Source organism: Psychrobacter sp. ENNN9_III (genome assembly GCF_001462175.1).
In the GTDB taxonomy this organism is placed as follows: domain Bacteria; phylum Pseudomonadota; class Gammaproteobacteria; order Pseudomonadales; family Moraxellaceae; genus Psychrobacter.
On record NZ_LNUO01000039.1, the window covers coordinates 1 to 16208 of the forward strand.

A 16208-nucleotide genomic window follows, 5' to 3' on the forward strand; every position below is an offset into this window, starting at 1 on the left:
CAACCACGGCGGTGCAGGCTATCATTGATAGCGGGATTTTTTATGTTTAAACGCCAAGCTAATATAACTATTCTATTTTGACTATATACAAATTTAACTATAACGGCGCTGACGTAGCGTCTCATAAAGACAAAGCGAACCTGCAATCGCAACGTTGAGGCTCTCTTGACCATTGGGCTGCGGTAAGGCGATAGGAGTTGCACATTGCATCAGCTCATCACACACGCCTTGACCTTCATGGCCCATGATCCACGCAGTAGGAGCGGTAAGATCATGCTCATAAATCAAAGTATCAGTATGTGAGCTGGTTGCTAGTAAAGGGACTTTTACACAGTCTAGAATATCTTGAGCACTCAAGCCTTCATAAATAGTGAGCGCAAACTGAGCGCCCATTCCTGCTCGTAGTGTCTTGGGTGACCAAGCCTGGGCCGTGCCACTAGTACAGAGTACTGTTTCGATACCAACTGCGGCGGCGGTACGTAGTAGCGTGCCAACATTACCACTATCTTGTACATCATTTAAAATCAAGCAGTCGTAGCCTATCACCGTCAAGCTTGGCACAGGTACGTTTATGACCGCCATGATGTCGATACCTGTACCGAGACTTCGAATGCTCTCATAAAGTGTATCTGATAGCGTCAAAACACTGGTGTAAGTCGGTAGGCGCATTAATACCTGCTGAACCTCAGGATGCTGGTGAGCTGATTGTGCTAGGAGTATTTGAACAAATGAATAATCACTACGTAGAGCAGCATCTATAAGATGCACACCTTCAAGTACGGTCTGTCCTTGTTTTTTACGTTGACGGGCTTGAGATAATAGCGCTTTTACGAGTTTTACTGAAGGATTTTTATCTGAAGTTATCAGCTCGGTGGAGTCTATTGACATAATTGACTGCTTAAAAAAAGGTAAAATGAATGACATCAAAAACACCCCAGTCCAAAATACTTTTTAATATTGGACTGGTCATGCTTAGTGTGTAGTATTACATTATAAATAAGTAATGATAAAGCGTACTATTTATTGTCATGTTTGAGGTGTAAGTCTTTGACATAATCGACTTCGTTTTTACTACCAAGGACGACAGGGACGCGTTGATGAATGTCGGTTGGAGCTATATCTAAGATACGATGGGTGGCATCAGTCGCACTGCCGCCTGCGCGTTCGATGAGTAAGCTCATAGGATTGGCTTCGTACATTAGACGTAACTTACCAGCTTTGTTTGGATACTTGGTGTCAAAAGGATAAGTGAATAACCCACCGCGGCGTAAGATACGATGCACGTCACCCACCATAGCTGCCACCCAGCGCATATTAAAATTACGACCACGTACCCCTGTATCGCCAGCGACTAGCTCATCAATATACTGCTGCATAGGAGCACGCCAATAGCGATAGTTTGAGCTATTAATGGCATACTCACTGGTATCTGCATCGATTTGTACGTTGTCTTCTACTAGTATGTAGTCGTTACTATCTGGATCTAAGCTAAACATCACTACGTTGTCAGCTACCGTCAGTGCCAGCATGGTTGATGTACCATATAGCAGGTAACCTGCCGCCAGCTGTGCGTTGCCCGCTTGTAAAAAGTCGCTATTTTCACTTGTTTGGCCCTGACGTTGGTAGGGCAAAATAGAGAAAATCGTGCCTACCGCCATATTGATATCGATGTTTGATGAGCCATCAAGCGGATCAAACAATACGAGTAAGTTGCCATCCGCATTGGCAGGCGTTGCATCATCTAGCTCTTCTGACGCCACGCCTGCACAGTGTTTGTTTTGTGCCAAAGCATCTAATAATAAATCATTGGCCAATACATCTAGCTTTTTTTGTTCTTCACCTTGGACGTTCTGATTGCCTGCTTCTCCCAAAATATCTGCTAACGCTCCTTTTCTGAGCAATTGCGAAATAGTTTTACCAACTTCTGTGACAGTGGTGATGACATCGCTTACGGCAGAGTCAGTTTTTTGTGCTTTTAAATATTGGGCTAAGGTCGTCATAGTAGTTCCTAATAAATGGAAGAAGTCGTCTAAGATAAAAAATCATAAGGTTTAGAAACACACTAGATTAAGCTTATGACTTAGAATGTGTTCAGCTAAAACTTTGGTTGAATGAGTAAATATGCAAATAGCAGGCACGTTATCTTTGTCCTGAATGCAAAATCAGCTACACTATGTCTATTATTATTGATAATTTGGTCAGACTTGCTGCTTATTATCGTAGATAGTGGGTTATTTATGAAAGCGAGTAAGATGACATAGGCTACTGCGATAAAGTGTAGCAAATAAGTGTCAAAATGTCCCCGTGTCTGTACACATGGTCATAGTCATGAACGAAAAAATCGTTATGATTGACTTGATATAAACCCATAATAAAGACTTGCCATTATGCCAACTTCCAAAAAAAATACATCTACAAATACTGTATCACCATCCAAATACGCCACATTTGACCATGATACTGTCCATCAAAGACTCAACACTTCCCTTAGTCGTCCACAGTTAAACCAAGATGGAAGTTTGCGTCACTTTTTGGGTGTAGAAGGGTTAAATAAATCACAACTACAAGCAATTATTGCTAAAGCTGAAACTTTCTTTGATGAAAATGGTCAGCTGATCAATCGGCCTGAGCTTGAAGGCTGCACAGTCATGAATCTGTTTTTCGAGCCTTCGACCCGTACCCGCACTACTTTTGAGGTGGCAGAAAAGCGCCTTGGGGCCAATGTATTGAACATTGACATTGCCCGCTCTAGTACAAAAAAAGGCGAAAGTCTACGTGATACACTCTGGAATTTGCAGGCAATGACAGCTGATATCTTTGTAGTAAGGCATTCTGCGTCAGGGGCTGCGCATTTTATGGCGACTGAGGTGACGCCAGATATCGCTATTATCAATGGCGGTGATGGCTGGCATGCGCATCCAACCCAGGGGATGCTAGATATGCTGACCATTCATCGCGCCGCACCGCGTCCTTTTGAGGCGTTATCAGTTGCTATCATCGGTGATATCAAGCATTCAAGAGTCGCACGCTCTGACATTAGTGCGCTGCAAACTTTAGGTGTCAAAGATATTCGCGTCTGCGCGCCACGTACGCTATTGCCTAAGGGAATTGAGCGCTACGGTGTGAATGTTTATGAAAACATGAATGAGTGCGTCACAGACTGTGATGTCATCATGGGATTAAGAATACAAAATGAGCGTATTGGCTCGCCGCTACTGGCATCATCAAGTGAGTATTACAAACATTACGGTATTACGCCTGAACGGGTAGCGCTCGCGAAACCTGATGCTCTAATCATGCATCCAGGTCCGATGAACCGAGGTATTGAAATTGCCTCAAGTGTGGCTGATGGCCCGCAGTCTGTTATTTTAGAGCAAGTAAGTAATGGTGTAGCGATTCGTATGGCAGTATTATCACTCGCCATGGAAGGCCAACGCGCTCATCAAGCGGCAAGACACACACAAAACGCATAACCAATGACGTTAGCAACTGATACTTTGTGGTGTACGCTTTAGGCGTTTGATTATTCGATTCTATTTATTTAATTACTGATATGGTAACAAGCTCATGACTGACCCTATTACTACTGATGCGCAGATAATAAATTTACTTCCTAACGTATTTAAAAAGTCTTTATCGAGTGAAGCGATTGATAAACTTACAAACCTTGAGACTGGTCGTGAGACTTGGTTGCTACCACCATTGGTAGACTTGTGCGCACGTCTACGCGAACCTGGACAGCAGCAACATGGGACATTATCCTCTGAAGGTCGAGCTGCCCGTGGCAATGGTTTTTTGCATGTAGTGATTCCACCTGATACCAACCCTATCTTGGAGAATGGCTCGCTACTCAAAGGTCTGCGTGAGCGTGCACTCGAAGATGGTGGTATTTATTTGCATATTCTTGGCGCATTAACAGCAGGTCTAGAAGGGATACGTCCATCTAACATTGCAGGCCTTAAAAAGGGGGGGTGTATAGCTGTTTCTAATGCGCGTAGGACTTTTGATAATGATTTGGTATTGTTACGGACATTAGAGTATGCAGCAACCTTTGGTATGAAAGTATTTTTTTATCCCGATGAGCCAGATTTGTCTGGTAATGGGGTTGCACATGAAGGCTACATTGCTTCTTATCATGGTCTGCAAGGTATTCCTTGGATCGCTGAGACCGTCGCCCTGTCTACCCAGTTATTGATGGTAGAAGAGACGGGTATCTCCGCCCATTTTAGTCAGTTGTCCTGTAAGTCTTCAGTAGAGCTGATGCGCTGGGCGAAAGACAAAGGACTGCCCGTAACCTGTGATGTGGCGATGCATCAGCTGTATTTGACAGATGACAATCTAGAAGGTTTTAACGCCCAAGCTTATGTGTTACCGCCATTACGTAGTAATACTGATCAACAAGCACTACTGCGTGGCCTCAAAGATGGGACTATCGATGCTATCTGTAGTCATCATGAACCCTTAAACTCTACGGCCAAAAAAGCACCTTTTGCTGAGAGTACACCTGGTATCTCTAATTTCGATACCTTTATGGCTCTAGCTTGTCAATTAGTACGAAATGAGGTGCTAACAGTAGAGCAACTGGTAGATAAGATTTGCATTAACCCGGCGCAAATTGCAGGAATCAGTACCAAATATGAAAGCTTGGGCGGCGCAATCTTGGTCGATCCTAATCTTGAATGGCAGGTGACAGTAGACACTATGTTATCGAATGGCAAGAACACCCCGTTTTTTAATCAGCATCTACAAGGCCGAGTCGTGGAGACTTTCTTTGGTTAATTCGTCCCAGCATAATGACAATTCACGACCCTCTATAGCAAGTGAAAGTCATCAGTTATTGGATGATGACGATAGTCTGTCGAACAAAGGGACCAAAAACAGCGAATCTAGCGAATCGATCAAAGCGGTTGCAGTATACGAGATTGTCAAAGGGGCGGGCGCGCTGACAGGGGCTTTTGCATTGTGGCTCTGGCATGCCAATCTTGAGCGCTGGCTGGCCCAAGCATCGGATTCATGGCAACAACACTTTGGTAACCTACTGTCCACGCAAATAGAGAGTATCGTCCAAATTGCTCAGCAAGCAAATAAAAATTGGCCACTTTTTTTGCTATTTATTTTTGCTTACGTCAGTCTGCGTTTTATTGAGGCTTACGGATTATGGCAAGATAAAACATGGGCATATTGGTTTAGTGTCATCGGTTATGGGATATTTATTCCCATTGAGATTTACTATCTAATAGTGAGTCCATTTGATTGGTTTAAACTGGGAATTTTACTGCTAAACATTATTATTGTCGTCGTAGTCTATCGTAATATGAAACGTAAAGGTTTGATATAACGTCTGATATCAAACCTTGTTATAGAGCAGCTGTGCTGTTGAGAGATTGGTATAAGAGGCGAGCAGTAAGATATAAAGTTGCAAATTTACTATGACTCGTCGACTACTTTTATAATTTTATAACGTTAATTGTATGGTTTTGATAGGTTTGTTATTTAAATGCATCGCTATTTGTGCGCAATAGGCTGAATCATTTTGGCGACTTTACCGATGCTCAATCCTTGTACCAATATAGAGAAGACAACGACAGCATAGGTGAGGGCTAGTAGAATATCGCGCTCCATCCCTGTCGGCAGCTGTAGGACCAAGGCCACTGAAATACCGCCCCGTAATCCGCCCCAAGTCAATACTTTCCATGCACCCTCAGGTAATTGTAACTGTCTGCTTAAGGTTTTGGTAGTCATACCTACGACGATAAGACGGGCAAGTAAGGCAATAATGATACTTAAGCCTCCTGCAATAAATAGGTTGCCTGAGTAGGCAATGATGACAACCTCAAGACCGATTAGCACAAATAAAATCGCGTTTAAAATCTCATCTATCAGCTCCCAAAACAGATCAATATAATGACGAGTCTTGTCACTCATCGCAAGCTCGCGACCACGGTTACCGACCATTAGCCCCATCATCACCATGGCAAGTGGCCCGGACAAATGCCAATGGCTGGCCAACGCATAACCGCCTATCACACCTGCCAGAGTCAACAGTACTTCTTCTTGGTAACTGTCAATACTTTTGAGTAAGTAGTACAAAATGGCACCAAGTACCAAGCCAAAAATAATGCCACCACCAGCTTCAACAGCTAGAGTATGTGCCACATAATTAACCGTTGGTATATCACCACTAGATAAGATGCCGAGCAATAGAACAAATATGACGACACCGATGCCATCATTGAATAATGACTCGCCAGCGATGACAGTCTCGATACTCTTTGGCGCCCCCGCTGATGCTAATATTCCCATAACTGCAATAGGATCTGTAGGCGATATTAAAGCACCGAATAGTAAGCACCAAATAAAAGGCAGTCCAAAACCAAGGAGTGGTAGCATAAAGTAAAGGGCAGTAGCGATCAGTACGGCTGATACTAGCGTGCCAATACATGCAAGAACACCAATGGGAAGCTTATAACGCTTTAAATCGCCAATATTGACGTGCAAAGCACCAGCGAACAAGAGCATAGATAGCATGCCATCTAGCAAGACTTCGGTGAAGTCCAACTGATCTAATAAGCTAACTTCATAGTCAATGAGCTGATCAAACCCCAAAAACCCCAAAAAGATCGCTACCATGGATAACACAATGGAGATAACCATAACCCCAATCGTAGTTGGTAGACCAATAAAGCGATGATTGATATAAGCCAATATCGCAGTCATTGACAAAAAGATAGCACTAATTTCAAGTATAGTCAGGCTGGTTGCAGATGCCATAAAAGCAGTCTCAATGAACATAAAAGTTGTTGAAAGAATAACAGGTATTGAGCCGATAGACAGTACTAGTATTGCCTAAAATCTATGCGTGTATATTCAGCTATGGCTTACTTATTTACCTTGATTGCGTCTGTAAGGCCTTATAAATATGGGCATCAAACTCACTGATATACTCGAAGTGTCGATGTTGCGCATCATCATCATGAATAAATTGCCGTGCTTGTTGACACATGGCTAGCAGGTCCTCTACAAGCTCTGCATAACTTAGATTTGCTTGACCTGCATGTTCAATCAAAGTCAGCTCGCGTAATAAAGTCTGACGCTGCGCGGTATTGACTCGAGCATAGTTTAAGTCAGTCACTGCCTGACAAAGCGCCTTTAATACCATTAGGTCAGCAATAGCGTATCGACGTATCTCACCTAATGAGGTTTCGATAAAGTCAGATATCTTTGGTGTTCTGGTAATAAGCGCCAGTATTGCTATACGCGGCTGATTAACCGTAATATCAGACTCATCTTTGTCTTTTGGTGGCGTATAAAAATGATAAGGGCTAGGTGGCTGTCGACGTAACATTAGGCTTAAGCAAATGGTTAAAGACTGTACGCAATTGACAGCTGTCTTGGGGTCATTAATTCCAGGCGATAGTGCCCGCACCGCGATTTCAGTGACTTGTCCTAGGCTTGATGCTATATCGTTGGTGTACGCGGATTGACGTCCAAAATGCAAGCAGGCAGCAAAGCGCTGCCAAAAAATTCCATCAGGGGCACGCGGAGATACTACAAGCCGAGAGGTTTTGGTCTTTTTTAGGTTGCTAATATGCGCTGTTGGGCGCTGATAAAAATGCCCTATGATGTTTCTATCAGTGACAAAGTCACCAAGATTGGTATGTAATTGCACCACACCGCCATAATCTTGTGCCAATGTAATAAGCGATTCAAAGTAGATTTGTTGTAAATAGCCTGAGGTTGGTGCGTAAATAGGCGTGGCACACCAAGAATGATATTGTTCAATATCGTCACTATTTATGACGTTATGCTGATGCTCAATATTGCAGTTGTCGCTATACCAGTAATCAATGTTTTTAATAGCATCGTCACTTGCCCCTTGAATGACGCGTGAGGCTTGAATAGCATGGACCATATGTTGTACAAAATAGACCAAAAGTAAGGCACAGACAACAGCCATTACGATAGCAAAAGTAACAGATAGCTGCGGCACACCAAAATCGACGTCATGCTTGTGAATGGCCTTTAAGACCAGCAAGCTATAGCTGAATGTACCGATAAAAGCGCCAAGTACAAACTGGTTTGAGGTGTCTGTAAGAAAGTTACGTAAGAGACGTGGGCCAAATTGTGATGAGGCCATAGAAAGAACGGCAATAGTAATCGAAAAAGTAGTACCAGCCACACCTAACACTGCTCCTGCAATCGTCGTCATAATAGCTCTTGCAGAAGAGTCATCACCAGTAAAGGCAAACCGAATATCTCTAACAGTTGCACGATCAAACTGCTGGTCGATAGCGATGAATAAAGGGGCTAAAAGTATGCCCGTCAATACGCAAGCGGTTGGGATAAACCAGTAAGAACCAATAAGCTGCTGCCATAGATTCCTTAATCGATCAGGTAAGTCAGTTAAGGTCTGTAATGACCATAACTGTGCAAATTTTTTTAGTGCGTGAAGACTGGTCGTCAGTAGGCGTGTGGGCAGGTTATTTTTATTGTTTTCGGTCACTGCCATAAGCTCCAAAGGGTTGGGAATATAATTTGACTCATATCTTCTAGCGAAGGTTATTTTATAATATCGTCTGATAAGGTTAAAGTTAAGGTTATAGCATTTACCTGTTTACTTTTGGATTATCCGCTTCAGTAATGATATTGCCTTTGTGATTATTACTGTCGTTGTTTGCGTCTTTATCGTCTTCAATCGGGTCATTTGGAATCAAAATCTCATTGCGATTGTTATCACATATGACGTCACTGTCTTTATCATAGGCTGCTGCTTCAAAATGCGGTGTGTCTTGCTCGCGCCTATGTTTATTGTGCTGTGTATTGCGCTTACCGTATTTGCCAAAAGACTCTTTTTCATTGCTTGCAGAGGTTTTTTTGCGCGGCTGACTATGAGAAAAAATAGCAGACAACGGTAAGTTAAGTTGCTCTTGTGCAAAGGCTTCAGTGTTGATAAAGCGACGTATCAGTAGACTAAGCCAGGGCTGTTGGCTGTCACTCTTTATCTCATCAAGCTCATCCTTTATAGGTAACGGGTAAGGCAGGGTGCGGTAGAAGTCCCATAATGTCAGTTTGCTAAGATCTTTTTTGAGTACGTATTCGTCATCTTCAGTCACGGTAATGAGTTTGCTGTCTTTTAAGTAATTAATGTAGGTATACCATTTAGGCAGCTCCTTACGACCTAATACGTTACGTAGCTCCTGCTCGCTCACGGTATCGCCTTTTAGGTGATTGATATAGACTAGGTTTAACATATCAAGCAAGCTCAACAGCGGATGACGTGGATAGACTTCCTCAGTCTCAAAAATAGTTAAAGTATAGCTAATCTCAACGCCTAATAAGATTAAGTTCCATGACAAATAAATCCATAATAAGAAGATAGGTAAGGCGGCAAACGCACCGTATATGGCTTCATAACTGGTAAAGTTACTCATGACCATACCAAAGATATGCTTTAGTAACTCAAATGCTATTGCAACAAATATACCAGCTATGGCCGCGTTTTTTACAGGTACGCGGGCTTTGGGAATGAACCAATACATACCGATAAAGCCTGCAACCATTACTCCGATGGAAACTATCTGTACCCAAAACGACCAGTCGATGCCATAACCACCTATTTGACGGTTCAAAAAGCTCAAACTCTGTACCGTACTAGAGGCAATAAATGCGGTTCCCAATACTAACGGTCCCATAGTAATAATGGTCCAATAGCGCAGCATACTTTTGATACCGCCAGAACGATCGTCTACTCGCCAAATCTGATTAAAAGCTCGTTCAATAGTCGTCAAAGTAATAATGGTTGTGACAAATAAGATCATTGCCCCTATGGCCGTCAAGTTAGACGATTTTTCAGCGAAGCTATTGATATACTCACTGACCTGCATGCTCGATTGCGGTAGCAAGTTGCTATATATCACCTCATAAATCTGCGCTCTGACTGAAGCGAGCGCTGGAACTGACGATAAAATCATCAGTAATACGGTCAACATAGGCACAATCGATAGCATAGTAGTGTAAGTAAGTGAAGCTGCTTTTTGTTGACAGTTGTCTTCAAAAAAGTGCCGCGTCAAAAATCGCGAAAACTGAAACCAGCGTTGATGGGTAAACGGGACTTTTTTCAGTAAGTTTTCCATATTGACCATTTAGCAAAGATAAGAGTGACAGTAGTGTAACAAAAATGTGCTATCAGCATCTGCCAATTAATTGTGTCAAAATACATAACAGCACCCGTTATATGGCTATAACTATAAGGTACAGCAGTCTTTATTTGCATGTCAGTGAATGAGTCGGGCATAATGTGCACATCTATCAGTGATATTAATCTTTTGATGCAAAGCTTATATGACACACAAGGCTTATATGACACAAGCTATTGCATCTCATAACATTAATAATTTTAAAAGGAAGTGTTGCTCATGAGTCAAGCCAACCCCTATGTTTTGGTACTATATTATTCTAGCCACGGTACAACTAAGACATTGGCGTATGCGATCGCTCAGGGTATTGAAGACGCTGGCATGACAGCTCGTATCCGTACAGTACCGACCGTCGCGCCTGAGACCACATCCAGCAAGCCTGCGATACCTGATGAGGGTGACTTATACTGTACAATGGATGACCTTAAAGACTGCAGCGGCCTAGCACTTGGTAGTCCAACTCACTTTGGTAATATGGCCGCGCCCATGAAGTACTTTTGGGACAATACCGTCACCCTGTGGCTGGCAGGTAATCTGCAAAACAAACCTGCTTCAGTATTCACTGCAACAGGTTCGATGCATGGTGGCCAAGAGACCACTCTACTGACAATGATGTTACCACTGATGCATCACGGCATGATGATTGTCGGAGTACCTTATGCAGAGCCTGCGCTGAATCGTACTCATCGCGGCGGCACGCCTTATGGAGCCAGTCACGTGAGCGGTGCATTGCATGATCAGCCAGTCTCTGATGATGAGCGCGAGTTAGGTATCGCTCAAGGTCGGCGTTTGGCGATTAGTGCCCGCGCATTGGCACAGGCCAATTGGACCCGCTAAGCTGCTGTTGTATAGTGCAGCATAATGCTATTGAATTAGGAAGCAGACGCATCTAATGGCTACTAAACGCCCCGATAATAACACTCAGGCAAAACCAGCAGCGAAAAAAGCCAGTAAACCTGTCAAACCTATTGCGCCCATTCGTCAGCGTTTGATGCTGACGTGGCTTGTTTGGTTGGTGTATAGACTGCTTGGGCTGCCTATTTTTATCAGTGCTCTTAATCCAAGCAGTCCTGATATTATTGGTGGTATTGCATGGCAAGCATTGTGGCTGGTGCCAGCGTTCATCTTAACGCCATGGGTAATGCGTGGTCGTTCACCCTATGCACTATTGGTAGGTAGTATGTTTACTTTGGTTTATTTAGGTGCGAGTGGCGTAGTGCTATTTACTCGTGCTTACGGTAGCAGCTCAGCTGAAATAGCCGTTTATTTAATCGATTTTCTATTACTGCTAACCATCAATGTCTGGTTATTTATTTTGTTGAAACGTCTGCCCTCGATGAACAATGTAGTCAAGCAACCTCGCTAGCTACGCAGCCAGCTTTACATTTCCAAAATACGCAGCCAGCTTTACATTTCCAAAATAAATTCAAAGCCATAAAAAAGCAGCACTCTCATTCAGAGTACCGCTTTTTTTTCGAGACGTTTTTGACGTCAAGTAAGCTATAAGCTAGAACTTAATTAACCTTAGTCAATTCTAAGTCCATTTTCTTACCATCATTAATTTGGCTCACTTTTACTGGTAAGTAATCTAAGCTTGGCGCTAGCCAAAAGCTGGTAGAGCGATCATTATCGTCATGGACACGATCAACTCTGACGGTATCGAAAGTGCCTGCTGGTACGGTAATTTTAGTATTCCCAGATTTTTTGAATGGCGTCTTTTCAACTTTATCTTTTTTTGCCATGTAGTAATTACCAGAGAACTTACCATTTAATAAATCTTGGCGAATTTGTACTTCTAAGCTCAGGTCATCGAAGGCTTGTTGCGCCATATTCATGGTCGTGGTCTTACCTTTATAGTTACTAGTTACCTTTTTGCTACTTGGATTAAAATCCAGCTTATGGGTACGTCCAAGACCTAACAACTTATAAGTGGTACTGGCTTGTGTTGGGGTGACGTTGTTACCATTAATCGTGAACGCACTATTTTGCGCGGCACTAGCGACACCAGCAACACGAGCCTTCACATTGTACTTCCAAGTATTGCCAGACTTGCTCAACGTGCGATTTGCAGTGCCTTTATATTTATCTTCAACCGTAAAGCTATAGTCAGCGCTTGATGGTTGAATGGTTTTTGCGTTGGCAAGAGTAGGGGCGGTCATGCTTAAAGCTCCAATAATAGCGATACTAGCGCCTGTGTTTAGGGCGGTGAGAAACTTCGATTTGCTATGTCTAAGATTTTGATTATCAGTTACGGCTAACTTTTTATTTGTTGATAAAATACTCATGGATTTTCCTTAATAGATAGAAGATAGATGTGTCATCTTTTTTATAACTATTATTATGTTCTCAACGCTTATAATGGTCATATGTTGTTACATTTTCAAGGGCATCAATATATAGCAGTGTTCAGCTCTTATAGCCTATGTTGCCAAAACTCCTTAAGCTGACGTCACAAGTAACGCTTTGTGAGTAAGGTTACTCGCCACCATGAACTTATAAAATTTCTGCTTTCACATTCTTGTAAATTTTTCGAATTTACACTTGAAGCCACCTTCTATTGCCCCCACTTTTTGATACAAGCTCAACGCTTATCTATAAGACGTCACTTTTTGGTCACATTTCTTATAGATACTGGTCTTGAGACCATTCATTCAAATAAACCCTTTAACGTAAACAACCAACTTTTGGAGTCATATCGATGAACATTCGTCCTTTACATGACCGTATCGTCGTCCGCCGTATAGAAGAAGAAAACAAAAACTGCTGGTGGTATTTTGTTACCTGGTTCAGCACAAGAAAAACCTTCACAAGGTGAAGTGCTAGCAACTGGTAATGGTCAGGTTCGTGACAACGGCGAAACTCGCGCATTAGATGTAAAAGCTGGCGACAAAGTTTTGTTCGGTCAATATGCTGGTCAAACGGTAAAAGTTGACGGCGAAGAACTACTTATTATGAAAGAGTCTGATGTATTGGGTGTGCTAGAAGGTTAATTCTTTTAGGTAATATTAAGCACTCAGCACATTACTATATCGACTTATTCGTTCGTATTTTTATACTTATAATAATGGAGTAAATTAACATGGCAAAAGATGTAAAATTCGGCATTGATGCTCGTAAGCAAATGATGGACGGTGTTAACGTTCTAGCAAACGCTGTAAAAGTCACGCTAGGCCCTAAAGGTCGCAACGTGGTTATAGACAAGTCATTTGGCGCACCAACCATCACTAAAGATGGTGTTTCGGTTGCCAAAGAGATTGAGCTTGAAAACAAATTCGAAAACATGGGCGCACAGTTGGTTCGTGAAGTCGCGAGCCGCACCAATGATGTCGCTGGGGATGGTACGACGACTGCGACCGTACTTGCTCAGTCAATCTTGCAAGAAGGCATGAAATCTGTCGCTGCTGGCATGAACCCAATGGATCTAAAGCGCGGTATCGACAAAGCGGTACGCGAAGCAGTTAAAGAGATTCACAACCTATCTACGCCAGCTGACGATCACAAGGCTATCGCCCAAGTAGGTTCTATCTCTGCCAACTCAGACACCAAAATCGGTGAGCTGATCTCGCAAGCGATGGAAAAAGTCGGTAAGCAAGGCGTTATCACGGTTGAAGAAGGCTCAAGCTTTGAAGATACCTTAGAAGTGGTCGAAGGTATGCAGTTTGACCGTGGTTATATCAGCCCATACTTTGCTAATAAGCAAGACAGCCTAACTGCTGAATTTGAAAACCCATATATCTTATTGGTTGACAAAAAAATCAGCAACATTCGTGAAATCGTGCCACTACTTGAGCAAGTGATGCAGCAAAGCAAACCATTGCTTATCATCGCTGAAGACGTAGAAAACGAAGCGTTGGCTACCTTGGTTGTAAACAACATGCGCGGCGGCCTAAAAACTTGTGCCGTTAAAGCACCAGGTTTCGGCGATCGTCGTAAAGCCATGCTAGAGGATATCGCAACGCTTACTGGCGGTACAGTCATCTCTGAAGAGATTGGCTTGAGCCTTGAGACAGCAACCCTAGAGCAATTGGGTACTGCTAAAAAGGTCACTGTTGGTAAAGAAAACACCGTGATCGTTGATGGCGCTGGTAACAAAGCCGACATCGATAATCGCGTTGAGTCTATCAACCGTCAAATCGCAGAGTCTACCTCTGACTACGATAAAGAAAAGCTACAAGAGCGTGTGGCCAAACTGGCAGGCGGCGTAGCAGTTATCAAAGTTGGCGCGGCAACTGAAACTGAAATGAAAGAGAAAAAAGACCGCGTTGACGATGCGCTACATGCCACTCGCGCTGCGGTTGAAGAAGGCGTCGTCCCTGGTGGCGGTGTTGCATTAGTACGTGCGATGAATGCCTTGTCTGACTTAACTGGCGACAACGACGATCAAAACGCAGGTATCAATATCTTACGTCGCGCGATGGAAGCACCACTTCGTCAAATCGTGACCAACTCAGGCGAAGAAGCGTCAGTGGTCGTCAACGAAGTGAAAGGCGGTAGCGGTAACTATGGTTATAACGCTGCTAGTGGCGAGTATGGCGATATGCTAGAGATGGGTATCCTTGACCCTGCCAAAGTATCACGCTCAGCGCTAGAGAATGCGGCTTCTGTTGCCGGCCTCATGCTAACGACTGAAGTCATGATTACTGACCTGCCACAAAGTGATGACGGCATGGCTGCGATGGGCGGTGCTGGTGGAATGGGCGGTATGGGTGGAATGGGCGGCATGATGTAATTTTACTTCTGCTACAAAGCGATTTCTCTTTGTCAGACGCGCTCAATGTACAATAGGTACTATTTTCGCTCGTCTTCCTCGACAAATCGCTTTTCGCTAGAAGTATGATTGACGTCATAAAGTCTGTTTGACTATTAAGAGCTCTTGTTATCGCAAGATAGCAGGGCTTTTTTAATGAAAGTTTTTATTCCAGTTTTCCCAAATAAAACCCCGATAGGCGAGAGCTTATCGGGGTTTTTATATACAGGTTTATTCTATTTTAGCTAATGATTACGCATTTGCCTCATCTCGTCTAAATGTCCATGTCTTATCATCAGACAGCTCATCGACATAATAATATCCCGCTAAGTCAAACTCCTTTAATTGTTCAGCCTTGGTCAGTTTATTATCAGCCGCGTATTTCACCATCAATCCACGGGCTTTTTTGGCATAAAAGCTAATAATCTTATATCGACCGTTTTTTTCATCTTCAAATCGTGGCGTGATAACCTCAGCATTTAATGCCTTCTTTTTTACCGATTTAAAATACTCATTAGACGCTAAGTTAATCAATACTTTGTCTTCACTATCTGCCAGTCGCGCATTGATTACCTTAGTGACTTCCTCGCCCCAAAACTCATATAGGTTATCACCGCGCTCATTTTTTAGCTTGGTGCCCATCTCTAGACGATACGGCTGGATTAAATCCAGCGGCTTTAGCACGCCATAGAGACCTGACAAAATACCCAAATGTTCATTGACGTAGATGGCAGTGTCCTTGTCCATACCATACATATCAAGACCTGTATAAACATCGCCATCAAATAGATAAGCGGCGGGTTTGGCATTCCGATCATCAAACGGCTGATTTTTACTCCAACTCCACTGCTGGTTGCGCGCCGCATTGAGCTGCGCCAGATCATCCGAGATACTCATCAGCGCTTGCAAATCAACCGGCTCTTTTGTCTTTAGTATTTTCATTAGTGCCTGCGCGTGGTCAATCAGCTCAGGCTGGCTATAGTAGTTGCCTAGGTTGACAGGGATATCGTCTGTCTCATTTAAAGACTTGGCAGGGGAGAGTAAAAAATACATGGCTAATCCTTATTGTGTGAAGTCAATGACCTGTCTATCGCGGTGTCAAGTGCTCTGATTATACCTTATATACAATTTTAACGTGATTTGACGTCATGGTTGGAGGAATTTTGCTGCTTTATCGACGAAAAGTAAACGTTTGAAAGGTGGTTAAGATGACCGGCAGGCTATATTTGACAAGGGGTTAGCTTTCGTAGAAAAATAAAAATTTT

The 16208-nt window shown here is 43.0% G+C and carries 13 protein-coding genes and 1 pseudogene; 7 read left to right on the plus strand and 7 right to left on the minus strand.

What is annotated here, in order from left to right; translation table 11 throughout:
- Positions 1 to 93 precede the first annotated feature (93 nt).
- Both PENNN9_RS03185 and PENNN9_RS03190 read right to left on the minus strand, forming a co-directional pair.
- Positions 94 to 888, minus strand: a complete 795-nt coding sequence (locus tag PENNN9_RS03185; RefSeq protein ID WP_058368298.1) for a TrmH family RNA methyltransferase — start codon at positions 886 to 888, stop codon at positions 94 to 96.
- Between the two features lie 128 nt (positions 889 to 1016).
- Positions 1017 to 2000, minus strand: coding sequence for a class 1 fructose-bisphosphatase (locus PENNN9_RS03190; RefSeq protein WP_058368299.1), 984 nt, complete (start codon positions 1998 to 2000; stop codon positions 1017 to 1019).
- A 387-nt stretch (positions 2001 to 2387) separates the two neighbouring features.
- Between PENNN9_RS03190 and PENNN9_RS03195 the strand changes: the two genes are divergently transcribed.
- The 3 genes from PENNN9_RS03195 to PENNN9_RS03205 all read left to right on the plus strand — a co-directional run bounded on the left by PENNN9_RS03195 (position 2388) and on the right by PENNN9_RS03205 (position 5338).
- Complete coding sequence (locus PENNN9_RS03195; protein ID WP_058368300.1) at positions 2388 to 3473, plus strand: aspartate carbamoyltransferase catalytic subunit; 1086 nt, start codon at positions 2388 to 2390, stop codon at positions 3471 to 3473.
- A gap of 94 nt (positions 3474 to 3567) precedes the next feature.
- Positions 3568 to 4779 carry a dihydroorotase gene (locus PENNN9_RS03200; RefSeq protein WP_413771732.1) on the plus strand — a complete coding sequence of 404 codons (1212 nt, stop codon included), beginning with the start codon at positions 3568 to 3570 and terminating at the stop codon, positions 4777 to 4779.
- Positions 4772 to 5338, plus strand: coding sequence for a DUF2127 domain-containing protein (locus PENNN9_RS03205; RefSeq protein WP_058368301.1), 567 nt, complete (start codon positions 4772 to 4774; stop codon positions 5336 to 5338). Before PENNN9_RS03200 ends, PENNN9_RS03205 begins: the two co-directional genes overlap by 8 nt.
- Before the next feature lie 167 nt (positions 5339 to 5505).
- Here PENNN9_RS03205 and PENNN9_RS03210 read toward each other — a convergent pair whose 3' ends face one another.
- The 3 genes from PENNN9_RS03210 to PENNN9_RS03220 all read right to left on the minus strand — a co-directional run bounded on the left by PENNN9_RS03210 (position 5506) and on the right by PENNN9_RS03220 (position 10133).
- A complete protein-coding gene (locus PENNN9_RS03210) occupies positions 5506 to 6771 on the minus strand; it encodes a cation:proton antiporter (protein ID WP_058368310.1) in 1266 nt (421 codons plus the stop codon).
- 115 nt (positions 6772 to 6886) lie between these two features.
- Complete coding sequence (locus PENNN9_RS03215; RefSeq protein ID WP_058368302.1) at positions 6887 to 8509, minus strand: DUF2254 domain-containing protein; 1623 nt, start codon at positions 8507 to 8509, stop codon at positions 6887 to 6889.
- Positions 8510 to 8606: 97 nt separating this feature from the next.
- The gene (locus PENNN9_RS03220) at positions 8607 to 10133 is read right to left on the minus strand and encodes a YihY/virulence factor BrkB family protein (RefSeq protein WP_075103680.1); all 1527 of its coding nucleotides are present in this window, start codon (positions 10131 to 10133) and stop codon (positions 8607 to 8609) included.
- A gap of 282 nt (positions 10134 to 10415) precedes the next feature.
- Here PENNN9_RS03220 and wrbA point away from each other — a divergent pair, with 282 nt between their 5' ends.
- Complete coding sequence (gene wrbA, locus PENNN9_RS03225; protein ID WP_058368304.1) at positions 10416 to 11033, plus strand: NAD(P)H:quinone oxidoreductase; 618 nt, start codon at positions 10416 to 10418, stop codon at positions 11031 to 11033.
- 55 nt (positions 11034 to 11088) lie between these two features.
- Positions 11089 to 11562: a hypothetical protein gene (locus PENNN9_RS03230; RefSeq protein WP_058368305.1), complete on the plus strand. Its 474-nt coding sequence runs from the start codon at positions 11089 to 11091 to the stop codon at positions 11560 to 11562.
- Between the two features lie 148 nt (positions 11563 to 11710).
- Here PENNN9_RS03230 and PENNN9_RS03235 read toward each other — a convergent pair whose 3' ends face one another.
- Complete coding sequence (locus tag PENNN9_RS03235) at positions 11711 to 12481, minus strand: DUF3108 domain-containing protein (protein ID WP_058368306.1); 771 nt, start codon at positions 12479 to 12481, stop codon at positions 11711 to 11713.
- A gap of 413 nt (positions 12482 to 12894) precedes the next feature.
- Here PENNN9_RS03235 and PENNN9_RS03240 point away from each other — a divergent pair.
- Positions 12895 to 13186: pseudogene (locus PENNN9_RS03240) on the plus strand (co-chaperone GroES).
- Positions 13187 to 13275: 89 nt separating this feature from the next.
- A complete protein-coding gene (gene groL / locus PENNN9_RS03245) occupies positions 13276 to 14925 on the plus strand; it encodes a chaperonin GroEL (RefSeq protein ID WP_058368307.1) in 1650 nt (549 codons plus the stop codon).
- Between the two features lie 270 nt (positions 14926 to 15195).
- On the opposite strand, the gene yaaA is transcribed toward groL, so the two are convergent.
- Entirely contained in the window at positions 15196 to 15996 is an 801-nt protein-coding gene (gene yaaA, locus PENNN9_RS03250; RefSeq protein WP_058368308.1) for a peroxide stress protein YaaA, read from the minus strand.
- Positions 15997 to 16208 lie beyond the last annotated feature (212 nt).